The organism is Microbacterium sp. NPDC077663 (assembly GCF_044542795.1).
Taxonomy (GTDB): Bacteria; Actinomycetota; Actinomycetes; order Actinomycetales; family Microbacteriaceae; genus Microbacterium.
On record NZ_JBITVE010000001.1, the window covers coordinates 1300091 to 1322609 of the forward strand.

Here is a 22519-nt window from a genome sequence, read left to right on the forward strand (position 1 = left end):
GTCGGCCCGTTGCGTCAGAAGGGCAGCAGCGGGTCGATCGCGATCGCGACGAACAGCAGCGTCAGGTACGTGATCGATGCGTGGAAGACGCGCATCGGTCGGACCTTCTCGCCGCGGACCGCACGTGCGTAGAGGACGTGCGACTCGTAGATGAACCATCCGCCCAGCACCAGGGCGGATGCGGTGTAGACGAGACCCATGGGTGCGACGGGGATCAGCAGCAGCGAGCTCGCCACCGTGGCCCACGCGTACAGGATGACCTGGAGCCCCACCTGGGCGCCGTTGCGGGTCGCCCCGAGCATCGGGACATCGACCTCGGCGTAGTCGCCCTTGTACTTCATCGAGAGCGGCCAGTAGTGCGGCGGCGTCCAGAGGAAGACCAGCAGGAAGAGGACGAACGGAGTCCACGACAGCGACTCCGTGACCGCCGACCACCCGATGATGACCGGGAAGCAGCCCGCGATGCCGCCCCACACGATGTTCTGCTCGGTGCGGCGCTTCAGCAGCATCGTGTAGATCACGACGTAGAAGAAGATGGCGCCCGCGCTGAGGGCTGCGGCCACCCAGTTGGTGAACACCCACAGCCAGGCCGTCGAGGCGATCGCCAGCGCCCACGAGAAGATGAGCGCACCGCGCGGCGTGACCTCGCCCGTGACGAGAGGACGCTTCTCGGTCCGCTTCATGTGCGCGTCGATGTCGCGATCGAGATACATGTTGAAGGATGCCGCAGACCCCGCGCTCATGGCACCGCCGACGACCGTGGCGAGGATCAGCCACAGGTTGGGCAGTCCGTCGGCCGCGAGGAACATCACCGGGATGGTCGTGACCAGCAGAAGCTCGAGAACGCGCGGCTTCGTCAGCTGGACGTAGGCGCGGAGGGTGCGGCCGAACGACTGTCGAGCGGGCGCGGATGCGCGCGCGCCAGTGTCCGTGAGTGCCATCGCCCCTGCCGTCTTGGTCGTCCGGACGAGTCTACGCCATGACCCGCTGGCCGGTTTCTGCGGGCCTGTCCGCCGCTTCGCTCAGAGCGCACGTCACACAGCGACGACCCGGCCTCGGCGGGGGGCTCAGGTCGATATGCTGAAAATCCCGGCGCCGGGCACCCCTCCTCCTTCCTGAAGAGCGGACGTCCGCGCGGACTCACCGACGAAAGGCTTTTCAGGTGTCAGAGCTGGTTTGGGACGAGATCGATCGGCGTGCGGTGGACACCGCGCGCGTACTGGCGGCGGACGCCGTCGAGAAGGTCGGCAACGGCCATCCCGGCACTGCCATGAGCCTCGCGCCCGCGGCCTACCTGCTGTACCAGCGGGTGCTCCGTCACGACCCGACCGACACCCACTGGCTCGGTCGCGATCGATTCATCCTCTCGGCGGGCCACTCGTCGCTCACCCAGTACGTCCAGCTCTACCTCGGCGGGTTCGGACTCGAGCTCGACGACCTCCAGGCTCTCCGCACCTGGGGGTCGCTGACCCCGGGTCACCCCGAGTACGGACACACCAAGGGCGTCGAGATCACCACCGGTCCCCTGGGTCAGGGCCTCGCCTCCGCCGTCGGCTTCGCCTACGCCGCCCGTTACGAGCGCGGCCTGTTCGACCCTGAGGCCGAGGCGGGCACGTCCCCGTTCGACCACCATGTCTTCGTGATCGCGGGCGACGGCGACCTGCAGGAGGGTGTGACCGCCGAAGCCGGTTCGCTCGCCGGCCACCAGCAGCTCGGCAATCTGATCGCGCTCTACGACTCGAACCAGATCTCGATCGAGGACGACACGAACGTCGCGTTCACCGAGGACGTGCAGAAGCGCTACGAGGCGTACGGCTGGCAGGTCCAGACGGTCGACTGGAAGAAGACGGGCGAATACGTCGAAGACGTGGCCGCCCTGTACGCGGCCATCGAGGCGGCCAAGGCCGAGACGGCAAAGCCCTCGCTGATCATCCTGAAGACGATCATCGGGTGGCCCGCTCCGGGCAAGCAGAACACCGGCAAGATCCACGGGTCCGCGCTCGGCGCCGACGAGCTGGCCGCCACCAAGAAGGTCCTGGGCTTCGACCCGGAGCAGAGCTTCGTCGTGGCCGACGACGTGATCGCTCACACGCGCGCTCTCGCCGATCGCGCGGCCACCGAGCGCGCGGCCTGGCAGGAGTCCTTCGACGCGTGGGCCGCCGCCAACCCGGAGCGCAAGGCGCTGCTGGACCGCCTCGAGGCCGCGGCACTCCCCGACGGCATCGCCGACGCCCTCCCGGTCTTCGAGCCCGGTAAGGACGTCTCGACGCGCGCCGCCTCGGGCCTGGTCATCAACGCCCTCGCCGCCGAACTGCCGGAGCTGTGGGGCGGTTCTGCCGACCTCGCCGAGTCCAACCTGACCACGATCAAGGATGCCAAGAGCTTCATCCCGGCCGAGTGGTCGACCCACGAGTGGTCGGGCGACCCTTATGGTCGCGTGCTGCACTTCGGCATCCGCGAACACGCCATGGGCGCGATCGTCAACGGCATCAAGCTGCACGGGCCCACGCGTCCGTTCGGCGGGACGTTCCTGATCTTCAGCGACTACATGCGTCCCGCGGTTCGACTGGCCGCCCTCATGAACATCCCCTCGGTGTTCGTGTGGACCCACGACTCCGTCGCCCTCGGTGAGGACGGCCCGACGCACCAGCCGATCGAGCAGCTCGCGACGCTGCGCCTCATCCCGAACTTCACGGTCGTCCGTCCCGCGGACGCGAACGAGACGGCCGCGGCCTGGCTCGAGATCCTGCGCCGTCAGGGCGGACCGACCGGCATCGCGCTGACCCGGCAGAACATCGCGGTCTTCCCGCGAGGCGAGAACGGCTACGCCACGACCGAAGGGGTCGCGAAGGGTGCCTACACGCTGCTCGACGCGCCGGAGGGCCAGCCTGACGTGATCCTCATCGCGACGGGCTCCGAGGTGCAGCTGGCGGTCGCCGCTCGTGAGACGCTCGCAGCCGAGGGGATCGGCGCGCGCGTCGTGTCCGCCCCGAGCCTCGAGTGGTTCGCGGAGCAGGATGCCGCCTACCGCGAGTCCGTCCTCCCCGCGACCGTGAAGGCGCGCGTCTCCGTCGAGGCAGGCGCCACCGGTCTGTGGCGCGGTGTCGTCGGCGACACCGGCCGCACGGTCGGCATCGACCACTTCGGCGCCTCCGCCGACTACAAGACCCTGTTCGAGAAGTTCGGCGTCACCGCCGATGCGGTCGTCGAGGCGGCCCGCGCAACCGTCAAGGAGAACGCATGAGCACCCCCACTGAGGACCTGTCCGGCGCCGGCGTCAGCATCTGGCTCGACGACCTCTCGCGATCGCGGATCGACACCGGCAACCTCGCGCAGCTGATCGAGACCCGCGACATCGTCGGGGTCACGACGAACCCGTCGATCTTCCAGGCCGCCATCGGCAACAAGGAGGACGACTCGTACGACGCACCGCTGCAGGCCCTTGCGAAGCAGGGTGCCGACGTCGACACGGCGATCTTCGAGATCACGACGACCGACGTTCGCGACGCGGCGGACATCTTCCGTCCCGTCTTCGACCGCACGAACGGCGTCGACGGACGCGTTTCGATCGAGGTGTCGCCCGACCTCGCCCACGACACCGAGGCGACGGTCGCACAGGCGAAGGAGCTGTGGGCGAAGGTCGACCGACCGAACACGCTCATCAAGATCCCCGCGACGCTCGCCGGGCTCCCGGCCATCAGCGCCGTGCTGGCGGAAGGCATCTCGGTCAACGTGACCCTGATCTTCAGCCTCGAGCGCTACGCCGCGGTCATCGACGCCTACCTCGAGGGTGTGCGGCGGGCGAAGGAGAACGGGCACGACATCGCCACGATCCACTCGGTGGCGTCCTTCTTCGTCTCGCGCGTGGACACCGAGGTCGACAAGCGCCTCGAGGCGATCGGCACGAACGCCGCTGCCGCGCTGAAGGGTAAGGCGGGGATCGCCAACGCCCGACTCGCCTACGAGCTGTTCGAGCAGCGGTTCGCCGAGTCGGCCGCCCTCGAGCTCATCGCGGCCGGCGCCAACGTCCAGCGTCCCCTGTGGGCCTCGACCGGCGTCAAGGATCCCGCCCTCCCCGACACCCTGTACGTGACCGAGCTGGTCGCACCCGGCACCGTGAACACGATGCCCGAGAAGACGCTCGAGGCGACGTTCGACCACGCGAAGATCACGGGCGACACCGTGGCCGGCGCGTACGAGGACGCCCACCGGGTCTTCGACGAACTCGCCGCAGCCGGCGTCGACCTGGTCGACGTGACGCAGGTCCTCGAAGACGAAGGCGTTGAGAAGTTCATCGTCTCCTGGCACGACCTGCAGGGCACGGTGCGCACGGCCCTCGACAGCGCACGCTGACCGATGGTTGCTGAGATCTCGCGGGGGAACAACCCCCTCCGCGACCCCGATGATCGCCGCCTGAACCGCATCGCCGGACCCAGCGCTCTCGTGATCTTCGGCGTGACGGGTGACCTGTCGCGCAAGAAGCTCATGCCGGCGGTCTACGACTTGGCCAACCGCGGGCTGCTCCCCCCGGGCTTCGCGCTCGTCGGGTTCGCTCGACGCGACTGGGAGGACCAGGACTTCGCGAAGGTCGTCTACGAGGCCGTGCGCCAGCACGCGCGCACGCCGTTCCGCGAGGAGACCTGGAATCAGCTGCTTCAGGGCATCCGGTTCGTGCAGGGCGAGTTCGACGACGCGGCATCCTTTGCGCGCCTGCGCGAGACGGTCGAACGTCTCGACACCGAGCGCGGCACCATGGGCAACCACGCCTTCTACCTGTCGATCCCGCCGAAGGACTTCCCGATCGTCGCGCGCCAGCTGCGTGACTCCGGGCTGGTCGACGAGACGGCCGACGGAGACACCTGGCGGCGCGTCGTCATCGAGAAGCCGTTCGGCAGCGATCTGCAGACCGCGCGCGAGCTGAACGAGGCCCTCGAAGTGGCTTTCCCCGCCGACGCGATCTTCCGGATCGACCACTACCTCGGCAAGGAAACGGTCCAGAACATCCTGGCCCTGCGCTTCGCCAACGAGCTCTACGAGCCGCTCTGGAACGCGAACTACGTCGACCACGTGCAGATCACGATGGCCGAGGACATCGGCGTCGGCGGCCGCGCGGGGTACTACGACGGCATCGGCGCGGCGCGGGACGTCATCCAGAACCACCTGTTGCAGCTCCTGGCATTGACCGCCATGGAGGAGCCGATCTCGCTGGACGCGGAGCACCTCCGCGCCGAGAAGGAGAAGGTGCTCGCCGCGGTCACGCTTCCCGATGACCTGTCCACCGCGACCGCGCGCGGACAGTACGCCGGCGGGTGGCAGGGCGGCGAGGAGGTCACCGGCTTCCTCGACGAGGACGGCATGGATCCGCAGTCGCGCACCGAGACGTACGCGGCGCTCAAGCTCGAGATCGCGACGCGCCGGTGGAACGGCGTGCCGTTCTACCTGCGCACCGGCAAGCGCCTCGGCCGCCGCGTCACCGAGATCGCCGTCGTCTTCAAGCACACGCCTCCCCTGCTGTTCCTGCGCTCGCAGGCCCTGCAGCTCGGGCAGAACGCCCTCGTGATCCGCATCCAGCCCGACGAGGGCGTGACGCTGCGCTTCGGCTCCAAGGTGCCGGGCGCAGGCAACGAGGTGCGCGACGTCACGATGGACTTCGGTTACGGCCACGCGTTCACGGAGTCGAGCCCGGAGGCCTACGAGCGCCTCATCCTCGACGTCCTGCTGGGCGACCCGCCGCTGTTCCCCCGCCATGAGGAGGTCGAGCTGTCCTGGCGCATCCTCGACCCCGTCGAGGAGTTCTGGGCGACGCAGGACGAGCCGCTCGAGCAGTACTCCCCCGGTTCCTGGGGTCCCCCGTCCGCCGATGAGCTCTTGGCCCGCGACGGCCGCGTCTGGAGGCGCCCATGATCGTCGATCTGCCCGACACCACGGTCTCCACGATCGCGAAGAAGCTCGTGAGTGTGCGCGAGGAAGGCGGCGCGGTCGCCCTCGGACGCGTCCTCACGCTCGTCATCGTCTCGACGGGCGGTTTCGACGAGGAGGCGATCGACGCCGCCAACGCGGCATCGCGCGAGCACCCGATGCGTGTCATCGTCCTCGTCGTCCAGCCCGACTCCCCGACCGGCCTCGACGCGCAGATCCGCGTGGGCGGTGACGCCGGTGCGAGTGAGGTCGTCGTCCTGCGTGCCCGCGGCGCCGCCGCCGGCAACCAGGAGAGCCTCGTCAACGGTCTGCTCCTCCCCGACGCGCCCGTCGTGGCCTGGTGGCCGGACGAGCCGCCCGCCGCCCCCGCGCACTCCGACATCGGTCGCATGGCGCAACGACGGATCACGGATGCTTCGACGAAGCCGTTCGCGAAGGACCGCCTGGCTCAGCTCGGCTCCGCCTACGCCCCGGGCGACACCGACCTCGCCTGGACCAGGCTGACCCACTGGCGCGAGCAGCTCGCCGCCGTCCTGGACCAGCCTCCGTACGAGCCGGTCACGGCCGTGACCGTCGTCGGCGCCGGCAGTTCGCCCTCCACCGGCCTGCTGGCCGCGTGGCTGCGGATGAAGCTCGACGTGACCGTCGACTGGCATTACACGGATGAACAGGAGTGGGCCCACGGCATCCGCTCGGTCACCCTCTCGCGGGAGTCCGGCGACATCGTCCTCGAGCGCTCCAGCGCCAGCGACGCGACCCTCACCCAGCCGGGACAGCCGACGCACGACATCGTCCTGCCGCGGCGATCCCTGCGCGAATGCCTCGCAGAGGAGCTGCGCCGTCTCGATCCCGACCTCTTGTATGGTCGAGTCATCACCGAAGGGTGGGAGCTCCTCGACCCTCCCACGAGGTAGGAGTCGCATGTCGGAGTTCCGCGCGGAGAAGCGCGTCGTCGTCCGTCCGGACGCGCAGACGCTGGCCGAGGGGATCGCGAAGCGCTTCTTCCAGCGGGTGTCCTCCCGTTCCTCCGAGGGCAAGACGACGCACATCCTCCTGACCGGCGGCAACGCGGGCACCGCGGTCCTGCACGCCGCCGGTGAGAGCGAGCGTCGGCACGACGTCGACTGGTCGAACGTCCACTTCTGGTGGGGGGACGAGCGCTTCGTCGCCTCGGGCGACCCCGATCGGAACGAGACGGCGGCCCGCGCGGCGTTCCTCGACCACATCGACGTCCCCGCCGCGAACATCCACCCGATCGTCGCCTCCGATGCGGGGCGCAGCCACGACGACGCGGCAGCCGAATACGCGGCGGAGCTGGCGGCCTACTCAGCCGACGACCAGGCCTGGCCGCGGTTCACCCTGGCCTTCCTCGGCGTCGGACCCGACGGACACATCGCGTCGCTGTTCCCGGATCGCAGCGAGATCGCCGACACCGAGCACACCGTCCTCCCGGTGCGCCACTCCCCCGTGCCGCCGTCGGAGCGCATCACCCTCACCCGCAAGGTGATCAATTCGTCGCGCCGGGTGTGGCTCGTCCTCCCAGGTACGGACAAGGCGTCCGCGCTGGGTCTTGCCCTGGCCGGTGCCAGCTACCACTCCGTTCCTGCGGCCGGTGCCAAGGGGCGTAAGCAGACGGTGTTCTTCGTCGACGAGGCCGCCGCGCAGGGCGTGCCCGAGGAACTGATCGACCCCGAGTTCTGAGCGAACCCGGGGTCGTATCGGTGTTCGGAGCGGCGATCAGTCCTGACCGCGGCGCTCCCGAAGCTGCTTGAGAGCGTCGTCGAGGATCGATTCCGCCTCTTCGTCGGTGCGGCGCTCCTTCACGTACGCGAGGTGCGTCTTGTACGGCTCGGTCTTGGCCAGCGCCGGCGGGTTCGCCTTGTCGCGACCGGCGGGAAGGCCGGAGTGCGGCGAATCGATCGTCTCGGGGATCTCCTCCTCCGAGATGCCGGCGGCGAAGTAGCGCACCGTCTCGTTGCCGAGCGCATCCCAGTACGAGACGGCCACGCGGTCGGCGTGGTGCCCGTGGTCCTGCTCCCCCATGGGTCCGGCACCCACGCGGGTGCCTCGGATCGCGTTGCCCCCGGTCGCCATCAGATGCTCTGGAACTTGGTGATGAGGCCCAGCGCGACGATGGCGACGAACCAGATGAGCGCGAGCACCACCGTGAAACGGTTGAGGTTGCGCTCAGCGAGGCCGGAGGACCCCATGGCCGAGCTCATGCCGCCGCCGAACATGTCGGAGAGGCCGCCGCCGCGTCCCTTGTGCAGGAGGATCAGGAGCGTGAGCAGGAGGCTGGTGAGTCCCAGCAGCACCTGCAGCACAAGCTGGAGGATGTCCACAGTCGTTGTAAGCCTTTCGGGTCGCCGAGTCGCTCAGCGCTCGGACGAGTATACCGGCTGAACGGTGCGACGCCGTGAGGCGCCGCACCGTTCACGATCACACGCCGACGTGCTTCTGGTACCGGATGATGGCGGCGAACTCGTCGGCCAGGAGGCTCGCGCCTCCGACGAGGGCACCGTCGACATCGGGCTCGCGCATGAAGCTCGCGATGTTGCCGGACTTCACCGATCCGCCGTAGAGGATGCGGGTGCGCTCGGCCACTGCGTCGCCGAGGCTCTCGGCGATCACGCTGCGGAGCGCGGCGCACACCTCTTGCGCCTGCTCGGGCGAGGCCACCTGGCCGGTGCCGATCGCCCAGACCGGCTCGTAGGCGACCACGACGTCGGCGTCCGAGGACACGCCCTCGAGCGCCGCGCGCAGCTGCGAGACAGAAACGGCCGTCGGGCCGGACGCCTCGCGCTGCTCGAGCGTCTCACCGACGCAGATCACCGGGACGAGCCCGTGCCGCAGGGCGGCCTGAACCTTCGCGGCGACGACCTCGTCGGTCTCGCCGTGATACTCGCGCCGCTCGGAGTGCCCGATGAGGACGTAGTCGACGTCCAGCTTCTTCAGGAACGCACCCGAGACCTCGCCGGTGTAGGCGCCCGAGTCCTTCGTCGACACGTCCTGCGCACCGAGCGCGAACGGGATCTTGTCGGCGTCGATGAGCGTCTGCACCGTGCGGATGTCGGTGAACGGCGGGAAGACCGCGACCTCGACCGAGTCGGTCTCGTGTGCGGCATCCTTCAACGTCCAGTGCAGCTTCTGGACGAACGCGACCGCCTGCAGGTGGTCGAGGTTCATCTTCCAGTTGCCGGCAATGAGCGGCTTGCGGGTCACGCTTCCCATCCGAGGATCTCCAATCCGGGCAGCTTCTTGCCCTCGAGGAACTCGAGGCTGGCTCCACCACCGGTGGAGATGTGGCCGAATCGGTCGTCGTCGAAACCGAGCTGGCGAACGGCCGCGGCGGAGTCGCCGCCGCCGACCACCGACAGACCGTCGACCTCGGTCAGCGCCTGCGCGACCGTCTTCGTCCCCTCGGCGAACGCCGCCATCTCGAACACGCCCATCGGGCCGTTCCAGAAGACGGTCTTCGCGCCGCGGATCGCGTCGGCGAAGAGTTCCGCCGTCTTCGGTCCGATGTCGAGGCCCATGCCGTCGGCTCCGAAGGCGGTGTCCTCGAGGGCGTCGGCGGATGCCACGACGTGATCGGCGTCGGCGGCGAAAGCGGCGGCCATCACGGCGTCGACGGGGAGCACGAGCTCGACGCCGCGTTCGCGCGCCGTCTCCATGTACCCGCGGACCGTGTCGAGCTGATCGGCTTCGAGAAGGCTCTTGCCGACCTTGTGGCCCTGAGCGGCGAGGAAGGTGAAGAGCATGCCCCCACCGACGAGGATCTTGTCCACGCGCGGCAGCAGGTGCCCGATGACACCGAGCTTGTCGCTGACCTTCGAACCGCCCAGGACGACCGCGTACGGACGCTCGGGACGCTCGGTGAGGCGGTCGAGGACGTCGACCTCCTTCTCGATCAGCAGACCGGCGGCGGAGGGCAGCAGCTCCGCGAGGTCGTAGACCGACGCCTGCTTGCGGTGAACGACACCGAACCCGTCCGAGACGAGCGCGTCGCCGAGCGATGCGAGCTCCTCGGCGAAGGCTCGGCGTGCAGCGTCGTCCTTGGCGGTCTCCCCCGCGTTGAAGCGGAGGTTCTCGAGGACGGCGACCTGGCCGTCGGCGAGGTTCGCCACGGTGTCGCGGGCCGCGTCGCCGACGGTGTCGGTCGCGAAAGCGACGTCCTTATCGAGCAACTCGGACAAGCGCGTCGCCACGGGGGCGAGGCTGTACTTCGCGTCCGGAGCGCCGTCGGGCCGGCCGAGGTGGGAGACCGCGATGACGCGGGCACCCTGCTCGATCAGCGCCGACAGCGTCGGCAATGCCGCACGCACGCGGCCATCGTCCGTGATGACGCCGTCCTTCAGGGGGACGTTGAAGTCGACACGGACGATGACGCGCTTGCCTGCGAGCGAACCCAGCGAATCGAGGGTGCGCAGAGCCATCGTCAGAGCTTGCTGGCGACGAGCTCGGTGAGGTCGACGAGACGGTTCGAGTAGCCCCACTCGTTGTCGTACCACGACGAGATCTTGACCAGGTTGCCCGACACGTTGGTCTGGCCGGCGTCGAAGACCGAGGAGTGCGGGTCGAGCTGGATGTCGCTCGAGACGATCGCGTCGGTGTTGTACTTCAGGTAACCGACGAGCTCGCCCTCGGCCGCGGCCTTCTCGAACGCGGCGTTGATGACCTCGGCGGTCAGGCCCTCCGTCGGGGTGACGACCGTCAGGTCGACGATCGAGCCGGTGGGGACGGGCACGCGGTAGGACGAACCGCTCAGCTTGCCGTTGAGCTCGGGCAGGACGAGGCCGATGGCCTTGGCGGCGCCGGTCGCGGCGGGCACGATGTTGATCGCGGCGGCGCGGGCGCGGTGCAGGTCGCCGTGGGGGCCGTCCTGGAGGTTCTGGTCCGCGGTGTACGCGTGCGCGGTCATCATGAAGCCGCGCTCGATGCCGAAGTTGTCGTTGAAGACCTTGGCGATCGGGGCGAGGCAGTTGGTGGTGCAGGACGCGTTCGAGATGACGTGCATCGTCTCGGAGTCGTAGGTGCCGTCGTTGACACCCATCACGAACGTGCCGTCGACGTCGGTGCCGGGTGCCGAGATGATGACCTTCTTGGCGCCACCGTCGATGTGCTTCTTGGCGTCGGCGGCCTTGGTGAAACGGCCGGTCGACTCGATGACGATGTCGACGCCCAGCTCGCCCCAGGGGAGGTTGGCGGGGTCGCGCTCTTCGAAGACCTTGATGGTCTTGCCGTTCACGGTGATCGAGTCCTCGGTGTACGAGACCTCGGCGTCCAGGCGACCTCCGACCGAGTCGTACTTGAGGAGATGAGCGAGGCTCTTGTTGTCGGTGAGGTCGTTCACCGCCACGATCTCCAGGTCAGCTCCCTGCGCGAGCGCCGCGCGGAGGAAGTTGCGTCCGATACGGCCGAAGCCGTTGATGCCGATCTTGACAGACACGTTGTCTCCCGTTTTTCTTCGCGCACGCCCCATGGACGGGGTCGACCCGCGATGTGCTGGAAATGAGGGAGGATGCCGGGGCTCGGCCCCCGTTGCCGGGAGGAGCCCGGCATCCTCACCTGTGAACGACCCTACTACTAGAGCAGGCCCGCCGTCTTCTCGCGAGCGGCGTCGAGACGCTGTGCGACGTTCTGCCAGTTGGCGATGTTCCACGCGGCCTTGACGTAGTCGGCCTTGACGTTCAGGTAGTCGAGGTAGAAGGCGTGCTCCCACATGTCGAGCTGGAAGATCGGCACGGTGCCCTGCGCCGTGTTCGACTGCTGGTCGAACAGCTGCTGGATGATCAGCTGCTGGCCGATCGGGTCCCAGCTGAGCACGGCCCAGCCGGATCCCTGGATGCCGGTGGCTGCCGCCGTGAAGTGCGCCTGGAACTTGTCGAAGCCGCCGAAGAACTCGTCGATCGCTGCGCGCAGCTCGCCCTCGGGCTCGCCGCCGCCGCCCTGCGAGGCGGGGGCCAGGTTGGTCCAGAAGATGGAGTGGTTGACGTGTCCGCCGAGGTTGAACGCGAGGTCCTTCTCGAGCTTGTTCACGTTCGCGAGGTTGCCGGTCTCCCGTGCCTCCGCGAGCTGCTCGAGGGCGGTGTTCGCTCCGGTGACGTACGCCTGGTGGTGCTTCGAGTGGTGAAGCTCCATGATCTTGCCGCTGATGCTCGGTTCGAGCGCGGAGTAGTCGTACGGGAGCTCAGGCAGCGTGTACTTCGCCATGTCCTCTTCCTTCTGTCGGTGCCGCGCACACGGCGCGGCCGGTCGGATTCATCCTATTGAGGGCCAACCCGCCGGGCACCCGGTTGCTTCCCGCGAAGAGGGGATGTATCCCGTCAGTCCTCGAGACCGGCGGGGACGGCGGACTCCGTATCGGGGACACCGTCCTGCGCGGCCTTCTTGTCGGCCATGGCGAGCAGTCGACGGATGCGGCCGGCGACGGCATCCTTCGTCAGCGGCGGGTCGGCGTGATGGCCGAGTTCGTCGAGGCTGGCGTCGCGGTGCGCGAGTCGGAGGTCGCCCGCCTGCTTGAGATGTGGCGGAACGGTGTCGCCGAGGATCTCGAGCGCACGCTCGACGCGGGCGCAGGCGGCGACGGCGGCCTGAGCGGAGCGTCGGAGGTTGGCGTCGTCGAAGTTGACGAGACGGTTGACCCCGGCGCGGACCTCGCGGCGCTGACGCATCTCCTCCCACGCGGCGGCGGTCTTCTGGGCCCCCATCATGAGGAGCGTGGCGCGGATCGCCTCACCGTCGCGGACGACGACGCGCGGCACCCCCCGGACCTCCCGCGCCTTGGCGGCGATGCCCAGTCGGTGCGCGGCACCCACCAGGGCCATCGCGGCCTCCCCCGAGGGGCAGGCGACTTCCAGAGCGGCGGACCGACCCGGGTCCGACAGCGTGCCGGCCGCGAGGAACGCGCCGCGCCAGACGGCCGCGAGATCGGGACGGGCGCCGGTCGTGAGCTTGTTCGGTAGTCCGCGGACCGGGCGTCGACGGTTGTCGAGCAGTCCGGTCTGACGAGCGAGGGTCTCGCCGCCCTCGATGACGCGCACCGCGACGAGGTTCGCCGCACGGGCACCTGAGGACTGCACGTGCGCCAGCTCGGGACGAACGCCGTAGATCTCCACGAGGTCGCGGGCCACGCGGCGGGCGAGCAGATCGGTCTCGACTTCGGCCTCGACGGCGACGCGGCCGGCGATGGAATGGAGCCCGCCCGAGAAACGGAGGATCGTGGTGAGCTCTGCGACGCGGGCGGTCGGCCGCGGGTCACGCACCGAGGTGAGTTCCGTCTTCACGTCAGCAGTCAGCGGCACGGCGATCCTTCGGTGGGGGCGAGGGGGACAAAGGATCAGCTTACTCGCGCACCGGTCACTCGCGACCCAGGTCACGGTGCGTGACCCGCACCGCCACACCCGGTTCGGCGGCCAGCCGCTCCGCGAGTTCGAACGACGTGACGACGGATCGATGCTTGCCGCCGGTGCAGCCGATCGCGATCACCGAGTGCCGCTTGTTCTCACGTTGATACCCCTGGAGGACGGGATGGAGCGCGCTGGCGTACGCATCGATGAACTCGCGCGCACCCTCCTGCTCGAGCACGAACTCCCGAACGGCGTCGTCCTCCCCCGTCAGCGCCCGCAGCGTCGGCTCCCAATACGGATTCGGCAGGAACCGCATGTCGGCGACCAGGTCGACGTCCGGCGGCAGACCGTACTTGAACCCGAAGCTCATGACGGTGACCGTGTGGTGCGCGTCTCCGTCGTCGCTGAACAGGTCGACGATGCGATTCGCGAGCTGATGGATGTTGAGACCGCTCGTGTCGACGATGACATCGGCCGCCTCGCGGATGGCGGCGACCCGCTCGCGCTCGCGACGGATGCCGTCAAGGATCGTCCCCTCGCCCTGCAGGGGGTGCGGGCGCCGGACGGCTTCGAACCGGCGGACGAGTACATCGTCGGATGCATCGAGGAAGAGGACCCGCAGCTGTCGTCCGTCTCGCAGCGAACGCGTCACAGACGGGAGTTCGCCGAACAGCTGCCGGCCTCGGACGTCGACGACGGCCGCGACCTTCGGCAGCGCGTCGGCGGCGAGCGCGGTGAGATCGAGCAGGTGCGACAGCATCTGCGGAGGCAGGTTGTCGACGACGTACCAGTCCAGGTCCTCGAGAGCGTTTGCCGCCGTCGTGCGCCCGGCTCCGGACATGCCGGTGACGATCAGGACCTCGCCCGCCGCCTGGCCGTCCATCCGCACCCCGCCTTCCACGCGTGTCATCCCACCCTAACCACCGGAGGGCACGCCATCCGAACCGGCGGCGAGATGCGCATGTATCGTGGCCGCGAGCCGGGGACCGATGCCCGGGAGCTCCTGGATCTCCTCGGGGGTCGCCTGCTTCAAGCGGCTTACCGAGCCGAAGTGGCGCAGCAGCGCCTTGATGCGACTCGCCCCGAGGCCGGGAACCTCCGACAGCACGGTGGTGATGTCGCGACCGCGCTTCTTGCGCTGATGCGTGATGGCGAAACGGTGCGCCTCGTCGCGCAGACGCTGCAGCAGGTACAGCGCCTCAGAGGTGCGCGGGAGGATCACCGGGAAGTCGTCATCCGGAAGCCACACCTCTTCGAGCCGCTTCGCGATGCCGCACAGGGCGATCTCCCCGTGACCGGCATCGCGCAGCGCCCGCGCGGCGGCCTGCACCTGCGGCTGCCCGCCGTCGACGAGGAGCAACTGAGGGCGATAGGCGAAGCGCGGGCGCTTGCGTGTGGCATCCACTTCGCCGTCGGCCGTGGGGTCGATCGCCTCCTGCTCGGCCTCGTCCCGGTCGATGTGCGCGAGCCGCCGGGTGAGCACCTGGTACATCGAGTCGGTGTCATCGGTGGTCTCGGCGACCGAGAACGAACGGTACTGGTCCTTCCGCGGCAGACCGTCCTCGAACACGACCATCGAGGCGACGACGCCGGTCCCACCGAGGTGCGAGATGTCGAAGCACTCGATGCGCAGCGGCGCCTCGGTCATCCCGAGGGCCTCCTGCAGATCGGTCAGCGCCTTCGTGCGGGCCGTGTAGTCGCTGGTGCGGCGCGTCTTGTGCAGCATCAGCGCCTGCTGCGCGTTGAGAGTCGCGGTGCGCATCAGGTCGGCCTTCTGCCCTCGCTGCGCCACCTGCAGCGTCACCTTCTTGCCGCGCCGCGACTGCAGCCACTGCTCCAGCTCGGCGGCATCGTCGGGAAGGGTCGGCACGAGCACCTGTCGCGGGATGTCCTCGGCGGATGCGGCACCGTAGGCGCGCTGCAGGATCTGATCGACGAGCTCGGGTCCGGAGATGTCGAGTTCCTTGTCGATCGTCGTGGCGCGAACGCCGCGGACGCGGCCGCCGCGCACGACAAAGTGCTGCACGGCGGCGGAGAGTTCGTCCTCCGCGACGCCGAACAGGTCGGCATCCGTGTCCTCGCTCAGCACGAGGGCGCTGCGGTTGAGGACGGCGTCGAGGGCCTGCAGCTTGTCGCGGTACGACGCGGCCGCTTCGTAGTCCATCGCGGCGGCCGCCTCGCGCATCCGCGCCTCGAGACGCTTCGTGAACCGCTTGTCGCTGCCCGACATGAACGCGATGAAGTCCTCGACGATCGCGCGATGCTCCGCGATGGTGACCTTCATCGAGCACGGTCCGCCGCACCGGCCGATCTGACCCGGAAAGCAGGGCCGGCCCGTCGACATCGCCTTCTTGTAGGACGAGTCGCTGCAGGTGCGGATCGGGAACACCTTGATGAGCTGATCGATCGTGTCGTGGACGGCCCAGACCTTCGGATAGGGGCCGAAGTACTTCGCGCCGCGAATGCGGCGATTGCGCGTCACGATGACCCGTGGAGCTTCGTCGGCGAGCGTCACCGCCATGTACGGGTACGACTTGTCGTCCTTGTACCGGACGTTGAAGGGCGGCGAGTACTCCTGGATCCAGGTGTACTCCAGCTGCAGCGAGTCGATGTCGGTCTTCACGACGGTCCACTCGACCTTCGCCGCCGTCGTGACCATGCGCCGCGTGCGCTCGTGCAGCGTGTGCAGGGGCGCGAAGTAGTTCGACAGTCGAGCGCGCAGGTTCTTGGCTTTGCCGACGTAGAGGATCCGCCCGTCGGCGTCCAGGAACCGGTAGACCCCCGGATCCGTGGGTATCTCCCCCGGCTTCGGCTTATACGGCAGAGCGGATGCCACGTCAGCCCGCCTTGCGCGCGGGAGTCACTTCCAGGATCTCGGCGAGGAACTGACCGGTGTGGCTCTCCGACACGGAGGCGACCTGCTCCGGGGTGCCCGTCGCCACGATCGTCCCCCCGCCCGAGCCGCCCTCGGGTCCCAGGTCGATGACCCAGTCGGCGGACTTGATCACGTCGAGGTTGTGCTCGATGACGAGCACCGAGTTGCCCTTGTCGACGAGGCTGTTCAGGACCTCGAGCAGACGCTGCACGTCTTCGAAGTGCAGACCTGTCGTCGGCTCGTCGAGGACGTAGATGGTGCGTCCGTTCGAGCGACGCTGGAGCTCGGTGGCGAGCTTCACCCGCTGCGCCTCACCGCCCGAGAGGGTCGTGGCCGACTGCCCGAGGCGGACGTAGCCGAGACCGACGTCGACGAGCGTCTTGAGGTACCGGTGGATCGCCTGGATCGGCTCGAAGAACTCGGCCGCCTCGGAGATCGGCATATCGAGCACCTCGGCGATGTTCTTGCCCTTGTAGTGCACCATGAGGGTGTCGCGGTTGTATCGCTGGCCGTGGCAGACCTCGCAGTCGACGTAGACGTCGGGCAGGAAGTTCATCTCGATCTTGATCGTGCCGTCGCCCGAGCACGCCTCGCAGCGACCGCCCTTCACGTTGAAGCTGAAGCGACCGGGCTGGTAGCCGCGCGCCTTGGCTTCGGTCGTCTCGGCGAAGAGCGAACGGATGCGGTCGAACACGCCCGTGTACGTGGCGGGGTTGGAGCGCGGTGTGCGACCGATGGGGGCCTGATCGACGTGCACGACCTTGTCGAGGTGCTCGAGCCCGGTGACCCGCGTGTGCTTGCCGGCGACCCGCCGGGCGCCGTTGAGCTTCGTGGCGAGGACTTCGTAGAGGATGCCGTTCACGAGCGACGACTTGCCGGAGCCGCTCACCCCGGTGACGGCCGTGAGGACGCCGAGGGGGAAGTCGACCGTCACGTTCTGCAGGTTGTTCGCGCGCGCACCGACGACGCGCAGCTGACGGTTCTTGTCGATCTTCCGCCGCTTCTTCGGCATCTGGATCGCGCGGCGCCCGCTCAGGTAGGCACCGGTGATCGACTCCTCGTCGGTCAGCAGCTGCTCGACGGGCCCCGAGTGCACGACGTTTCCGCCTTCGACGCCGGCTCGCGGCCCGATGTCGACGATCCAGTCGGCGGCGTGGATGGTCTCCTCGTCATGCTCGACGACCACGAGCGTGTTGCCGAGGTTCTTGAGACGCACGAGCGTCTCGATGAGCCGACGGTTGTCGCGCTGGTGCAGTCCGATCGAAGGTTCGTCGAGGACGTAGAGGACGCCGGTCAGCCCCGACCCGATCTGGGTCGCGAGACGGATGCGCTGGGCTTCGCCGCCCGAGAGCGAGCCCGCTGCCCGGCTGAGGCTGAGGTAGTTGAGGCCGACCTGGATCAGGAAGTCCAGTCGCGCCCGGATCTCGCGGAGCACAGCGGCGGCGATCGTCGCCTCGCGGTCGGTCAGCGAGAGCTGCGCGAAGAACCGCTGCGCCTCGCCGAGGCTCAGACGAGACGCATCCGCGATGGAATGGCCGTGCACGAGGACCGAGAGCACCTCGGGCTTGAGGCGGTCGCCGTTGCACACCGGGCAGGGCACCTCGCGCAGGAACTCCGACCACCGCTGACGCTGCGTGTCGGTCTCGGCCTGCGTGAACTGGCGCTCGATGTAGGGGATGACACCCTCGAAGCCCGACGCGTACCGCATCTCACGGCCGTAGCGGTTCTTCCACTTGACCGTGACCTTGTAGTTCTCCCCCGAGAGGACAGCGTCCTGCACGTCCGTCGGGAGGTCCTTCCAGGGGGTGTCGAGCGAAAAGCCCAGGTCGTCCGCGAGACCGACGAGGAGCCGCTCGTAGTACTGGAACAACCCCTTGCCCTGCGTCGTCCACGGGACGATGACGCCTTCGGCGATCGAGAGCTCCTCGTCGCCGAGCAGCAGCTCGGTGTCGACGGACATCCGGGTTCCGAGTCCCGAGCAGGCGGGGCAGGCGCCGAAGGGCGCGTTGAACGAGAACGTGCGGGGCTCGATCTCCGTCAGCGTGAGCGCGTGACCGTTGGGGCAGGCGAGCTTCTCGCTGTAGCTCTGCCAGGCGTCCTCCCCCTCTTCATCGACGAAGTTGACCTGCAGGATGCCGCCGGCGAGCCCCAGCGCCGTCTCCACGGAATCGGTGACACGGCTCAGGATGTCGGGGTTCGCCACGAGGCGGTCCACGACGACGGCGATGTCGTGCTTGTAGCTCTTCTTCAGCGTCGGCGGTTCCGCCAGCTGGACCGACTCCCCATCGACGATCGCGCGGGCGTACCCCTTCGCCGAGAGCTCCTTGAAGAGGTCGACGAACTCGCCCTTCTTCTGCGACACGACGGGGGCGACGATCTGGTAGCGCGTCCGCTCCGGGAGCTCCATGAGCTGATCCGCGATCTGCTGCACCGTCTGCCGCTGGATCTTCTCGCCGCATTCCGGGCAGTGGGGGACGCCGACGCGCGCCCACAGCAGACGCATGTAGTCGTTGATCTCGGTGATCGTGCCCACCGTCGAGCGAGGGTTGCGGTTCGTGGACTTCTGGTCGATCGACACCGCCGGGCTGAGGCCCTCGATGAAGTCGACGTCGGGGCGGTCCACCTGTCCGAGGAACTGGCGGGCGTACGAGCTGAGCGACTCGATGTATCGGCGCTGGCCCTCGGCGAAGATCGTGTCGAACGCGAGGCTCGACTTCCCGGAGCCGGACAGTCCGGTGAACACGACGAGCGAGTCCCGGGGGATCTCGAGGTCGACGTTCTTCAGGTTGTGGACGCGCGCGCCGCGGACACTGAGTTTGGAGGCGTGGGGAACGGGGACGATGGGCACCGGTCAATCCTAGGTTGGGCCACCGACACCGGCTCCGTCCTTCGCTCCCGGCGATCAGCCCTCGAGCGCCGGGCGGCTCCCCGCGAAGGGCTGAAGGCCCTCGCGCAACCGTTCGACGTCCGCGACCCCCAGCCCGACGCGTGCCATGATCTGCCGCGGCACGTCCAGGGCGCGCTCTCGAAGCGCCGTGCCTTCGTCGGTCAACGCGATGTCGAGCACACGCTCGTCCGCGGGGCGCCGGCGCCGGACGACCCGCCCCTGCGCCTCGAGCCGCTTGATGGTCGGCGACAGAGTGGCGGGCTCGACGGCGAGGGCGGTCGCCAGCTCGGAGAGTGACTGCGGCGCCCTCTCCCACAGCGCGAGCATCACGAGGTACTGCGGGTGCGTGAGGCCGAGGGGTTCGAGGACGGGTCGATAGATCGAGACGACGTTGCGCGCGGCGGTCACGATGGCGAAGCAGAGCTGGCTCTCCAGCTTCAGGATGTCCTCGTCCACTCACACCCTCCTTGTCCTAATAGTTAGTACACTAATCATTATGGATGCCGAACAGGAGTCACGTCTCCCGCTGCGGGAACGGATCCGCGCCGCCGGCGGGTTCTACCGCTGGTGGAACAGCCGACTCATCCGGTACGCGGGTCCCGCGTCGGTCGGCCCCTACGAGACCGAGCCCGAGCCGATCCGAAGCGAGCGGGCATGCCCACTGTGCGGCCACCCGATGTCGACGCACACCTTCGACCGCTCGGGCGAGCGCCCGCTGATGCACTGCCCCTGACCGGCGTCAGGCGTGACCGGCCCGTTCCATGGCCCGCAGCTCCTTCTTGAGGTCCTGCACCTCGTCGCGCAGGCGCCCGGCGAGCTCGAACTTCAGTTCGTCGGCTGCCGCGAGCATCTGACGCGTGAGGTCTTCGATCGTCGCCTCGAGCTGGTTCGCCCCCTCGGCCGCGATCCCCTCTCGCCGCAACTGCGGAGTCGGGCTCTTGCCCTTGCCGGACTTGGTCTTTCCCTTGCTCCGGCTGTCCATCATGTCGCGCGTGTCGCTCGCTTCGCGAGCGAGGGCATCCGTGATGTCCGCGATCTTCTTGCGCAGCGGCTGCGGATCGATGCCGTTCTCGAGGTTGTAGGCGATCTGCTTCTCACGACGCCGCTCGGTCTCCTCGATGGCAGCCGCCATCGAATCGGTGATCTTGTCGGCGTACATGTGGACCTGGCCCGAGACGTTTCGCGCCGCACGGCCGATGGTCTGGATGAGGGACGTCCCCGACCGCAGGAAGCCCTCCTTGTCGGCATCCAGGATCGCGACGAGGGACACTTCGGGAAGGTCGAGACCCTCCCGGAGCAGGTTGATGCCCACCAGCACGTCGTACACTCCCTGGCGCAGCTCGGTCAGCAGCTCCACCCGTCGGAGGGTGTCGACATCGGAGTGGAGGTAGCGCACGCGCACGCCGTGCTCGCCGAGGAAGTCGGTGAGCTCCTCGGCCATCTTCTTCGTCAGTGTCGTCACGAGGACGCGTTCGTCCTTCTGGACACGGATGCGGATCTCCTCGAGCAGATCGTCGATCTGCCCCTTCGACGGCTTGACGATGATCTCGGGGTCGATGAGGCCCGTCGGACGGATGATCTGCTCGACGATCCCGTCGGCGATACCCATCTCGTAGCGCCCCGGCGTCGCCGACAGGTACACCGTCTGCCCGATCCGCTGCTTGAACTCGTCGAACCGGAGCGGACGGTTGTCCATCGCGCTCGGCAGCCGGAAGCCATGGTCGACCAGCGTGCGCTTGCGGGAGGCATCCCCCTCGTACATCGCGCCGATCTGCGGAACCGTGACGTGCGACTCGTCGATGACCAGCAGGAAGTCGTCGGGGAAGAAGTCGAGGAGGGTGTGCGGCGCCTCGCCCGGCATCCGTCCATCGAGGTGACGGGAGTAGTTCTCGATGCCCGAGCAGAATCCGAGCTGCTGCAGCATCTCGAGATCGAACGACGTGCGCATGCGCAGTCGCTGGGCCTCGAGCAGCTTGCCCTGCGACTCGAACTCCTTGAGGCGCTCCTCGAGCTCGTGCTCGATCGTGCCGATCGCACGCTGGACCGTCTCCGTACCGGCGACGTAGTGGGATGCCGGGAAGATCGGCACGCTCTCGAGCTTCTGGACCACGTCGCCGGTGAGCGGGTGCAGCATGTACAGCGCCTCGATCTCGTCGCCGAAGAGCTCGATGCGCACCGCGTACTCCTCGTACACCGGGATGATCTCGATCGTGTCGCCGCGGACGCGGAAGTTGCCGCGCGAGAAGTCGACGTCGTTGCGGTTGTACTGCATCGCGATGAACTTGCGGATGAGCGCGTCGCGGTCGTACCGCTCCCCCACCTGCAGGGCGACCATGGCGCGCAGGTACTCCTCGGGCGCGCCGAGACCGTAGATGCAGGACACGGTGGAGACGACGACCACATCACGACGGCTCAGCAACGAGTTGGTCGTGGAGTGACGCAACCGCTCCACCTCGGCGTTGATGGACGAGTCCTTCTCGATGAAGGTGTCCGTCTGCGGGACGTACGCCTCGGGCTGGTAGTAGTCGTAGTAGCTGACGAAGTACTCGACCGCGTTGTGGGGCATGAGGTCGCGGAACTCGTTCGCGAGCTGCGCCGCGAGCGTCTTGTTGTGCGCGAGCACGAGGGTGGGACGCTGCACCTGCTCGATGAGCCAGGCGGTCGTCGCCGACTTGCCGGTACCCGTCGCACCGAGCAGAACGACATCGGTCTCGCCCGCGTTGATGCGGGCGGCGAGGTCGGCGATCGCCTGCGGCTGGTCACCGCTCGGGACGTACTCGCTGACGACCTCGAACGGTCGGACGGATCGGGTGGTCTGCATGATTCCAGCGTAGGCGTGGCCTCCGACACCGGCTCCGGCGTTCGCCGTCGGCGTGGGTCTCAGACGGTCAGTCGGCGCCAGAGCGCGTCCACCTGCGCGACCGTCTCCTCCATCGTGCCCGACGTGTCGATGACGACGTCGGCGATCGCGAGCCGGCGCGCATCGTCCACCTGCGACGCGATGCGGGCGTCGGCCTCGGCGGGGCTCATGCCCCGGAGCGACACGAGCCGCTCCCGACGCAGCTCGACGGGCGCATGCGCGACGACGACGAGCTCCCAGGGGTCCTCCGCCCGAGCCTCCAGCAGCAGGGGGACGTCGTAGACGACGATCGCATCGGGGTCGGCTGCCTGCGCGGCGGCGAAGCGCGCGGCGGACTCGACACGGACCGCGGGGTGGACGATCGCGTTCAGACGACGCACGGCATCTTCGTCGCCGAAGACCCGCGCCGCCAGCCGGGGGCGATCAAGTTCGCCCGCCTCCGTGAGCACGTCGTCACCGAACGTGGCCGCGATGTCGTCGAGCACCGGGGATCCCGGCTGCTGCACCTCGCGGACGATGCCATCCGCGTCGACGACCACCGCGCCGTGCTCGGCGAGTCGGCGTGAGATCGTGGACTTCCCGGAGGCGATGCCGCCGGTCAATGCGATGAGTGTCACCCTCCGAGGATG

General features: G+C 68.4%; 20 protein-coding genes. 6 read left to right on the forward strand and 14 right to left on the reverse strand.

The features are described 5' to 3' along the window. Positions 1–14: 14 nt before the first annotated feature. Positions 15–941: a heme o synthase gene (locus tag ACIGEP_RS06425; RefSeq protein ID WP_396660763.1), complete on the reverse strand. Its 927-nt coding sequence runs from the start codon at positions 939–941 to the stop codon at positions 15–17. A gap of 221 nt (positions 942–1162) precedes the next feature. On the opposite strand from ACIGEP_RS06425, the gene tkt reads away from it, so the two are divergent. From tkt to pgl, 5 genes are read left to right on the forward strand one after another with little or no spacing between them, the layout of a single operon-like run. Next, positions 1163–3244, forward strand: coding sequence for a transketolase (gene tkt / locus ACIGEP_RS06430; RefSeq protein WP_396660764.1), 2082 nt, complete (start codon positions 1163–1165; stop codon positions 3242–3244). After that, positions 3241–4353, forward strand: a complete 1113-nt coding sequence (gene tal, locus ACIGEP_RS06435; protein WP_396660765.1) for a transaldolase — start codon at positions 3241–3243, stop codon at positions 4351–4353. The genes tkt and tal overlap by 4 nt, the downstream gene beginning before the upstream one ends. 3 nt (positions 4354–4356) lie before the next feature. After that, complete coding sequence (zwf, locus tag ACIGEP_RS06440; protein ID WP_396660766.1) at positions 4357–5904, forward strand: glucose-6-phosphate dehydrogenase; 1548 nt, start codon at positions 4357–4359, stop codon at positions 5902–5904. Beyond that, positions 5901–6833 (forward strand): glucose-6-phosphate dehydrogenase assembly protein OpcA, encoded by a 933-nt coding sequence (locus tag ACIGEP_RS06445; protein ID WP_396660767.1) that lies wholly within the window; start codon positions 5901–5903, stop codon positions 6831–6833. The genes zwf and ACIGEP_RS06445 overlap by 4 nt, the downstream gene beginning before the upstream one ends. A 7-nt stretch (positions 6834–6840) precedes the next feature. After that, the gene (gene pgl / locus ACIGEP_RS06450) at positions 6841–7620 is read left to right on the forward strand and encodes a 6-phosphogluconolactonase (protein ID WP_396660768.1); all 780 of its coding nucleotides are present in this window, start codon (positions 6841–6843) and stop codon (positions 7618–7620) included. Between the two features lie 36 nt (positions 7621–7656). Here pgl and ACIGEP_RS06455 read toward each other — a convergent pair whose 3' ends face one another. The 11 genes from ACIGEP_RS06455 to ACIGEP_RS06505 all read right to left on the reverse strand — a co-directional run bounded on the left by ACIGEP_RS06455 (position 7657) and on the right by ACIGEP_RS06505 (position 19486). Then, positions 7657–8013 carry an RNA polymerase-binding protein RbpA gene (locus ACIGEP_RS06455; RefSeq protein ID WP_064002292.1) on the reverse strand — a complete coding sequence of 119 codons (357 nt, stop codon included), beginning with the start codon at positions 8011–8013 and terminating at the stop codon, positions 7657–7659. After that, complete coding sequence (gene secG, locus ACIGEP_RS06460) at positions 8013–8261, reverse strand: preprotein translocase subunit SecG (RefSeq protein ID WP_251580534.1); 249 nt, start codon at positions 8259–8261, stop codon at positions 8013–8015. The genes ACIGEP_RS06455 and secG overlap by 1 nt, the downstream gene beginning before the upstream one ends. Before the next feature lie 97 nt (positions 8262–8358). Beyond that, the gene (tpiA, locus tag ACIGEP_RS06465; RefSeq protein ID WP_396660769.1) at positions 8359–9150 is read right to left on the reverse strand and encodes a triose-phosphate isomerase; all 792 of its coding nucleotides are present in this window, start codon (positions 9148–9150) and stop codon (positions 8359–8361) included. Continuing rightward, entirely contained in the window at positions 9138–10355 is a 1218-nt protein-coding gene (locus tag ACIGEP_RS06470) for a phosphoglycerate kinase (protein ID WP_396660770.1), read from the reverse strand. The genes tpiA and ACIGEP_RS06470 overlap by 13 nt, the downstream gene beginning before the upstream one ends. Positions 10356–10357: 2 nt before the next feature. Beyond that, positions 10358–11368 (reverse strand): type I glyceraldehyde-3-phosphate dehydrogenase, encoded by a 1011-nt coding sequence (gap, locus tag ACIGEP_RS06475; RefSeq protein ID WP_064002296.1) that lies wholly within the window; start codon positions 11366–11368, stop codon positions 10358–10360. Between the two features lie 137 nt (positions 11369–11505). After that, positions 11506–12132 carry a superoxide dismutase gene (locus tag ACIGEP_RS06480; RefSeq protein WP_065570773.1) on the reverse strand — a complete coding sequence of 209 codons (627 nt, stop codon included), beginning with the start codon at positions 12130–12132 and terminating at the stop codon, positions 11506–11508. Between the two features lie 113 nt (positions 12133–12245). Continuing rightward, on the reverse strand, positions 12246–13223 hold the full coding sequence (gene whiA / locus ACIGEP_RS06485; protein WP_396660771.1) for a DNA-binding protein WhiA: 978 nt from the start codon (positions 13221–13223) through the stop codon (positions 12246–12248). A 55-nt stretch (positions 13224–13278) separates the two neighbouring features. Then, entirely contained in the window at positions 13279–14151 is an 873-nt protein-coding gene (gene rapZ, locus ACIGEP_RS06490) for an RNase adapter RapZ (protein ID WP_396661026.1), read from the reverse strand. Positions 14152–14184: 33 nt separating this feature from the next. Next, positions 14185–16104 (reverse strand): excinuclease ABC subunit UvrC, encoded by a 1920-nt coding sequence (gene uvrC, locus ACIGEP_RS06495; RefSeq protein WP_396660772.1) that lies wholly within the window; start codon positions 16102–16104, stop codon positions 14185–14187. A gap of 1 nt (position 16105) precedes the next feature. Beyond that, a complete protein-coding gene (uvrA, locus tag ACIGEP_RS06500) occupies positions 16106–18991 on the reverse strand; it encodes an excinuclease ABC subunit UvrA (protein ID WP_396660773.1) in 2886 nt (961 codons plus the stop codon). A gap of 54 nt (positions 18992–19045) precedes the next feature. After that, complete coding sequence (locus ACIGEP_RS06505; protein ID WP_396660774.1) at positions 19046–19486, reverse strand: MarR family winged helix-turn-helix transcriptional regulator; 441 nt, start codon at positions 19484–19486, stop codon at positions 19046–19048. 40 nt (positions 19487–19526) lie between these two features. On the opposite strand from ACIGEP_RS06505, the gene ACIGEP_RS06510 reads away from it, so the two are divergent. Beyond that, positions 19527–19763 (forward strand): hypothetical protein, encoded by a 237-nt coding sequence (locus tag ACIGEP_RS06510; protein ID WP_396660775.1) that lies wholly within the window; start codon positions 19527–19529, stop codon positions 19761–19763. Positions 19764–19769: 6 nt separating this feature from the next. Here ACIGEP_RS06510 and uvrB read toward each other — a convergent pair whose 3' ends face one another. Together uvrB and coaE are read right to left on the reverse strand one after the other, a co-directional pair. Further along, positions 19770–21851 (reverse strand): excinuclease ABC subunit UvrB, encoded by a 2082-nt coding sequence (gene uvrB / locus ACIGEP_RS06515; RefSeq protein ID WP_396660776.1) that lies wholly within the window; start codon positions 21849–21851, stop codon positions 19770–19772. Between the two features lie 59 nt (positions 21852–21910). Next, on the reverse strand, positions 21911–22507 hold the full coding sequence (gene coaE / locus ACIGEP_RS06520; protein ID WP_396660777.1) for a dephospho-CoA kinase: 597 nt from the start codon (positions 22505–22507) through the stop codon (positions 21911–21913). Positions 22508–22519: the final 12 nt, after the last annotated feature.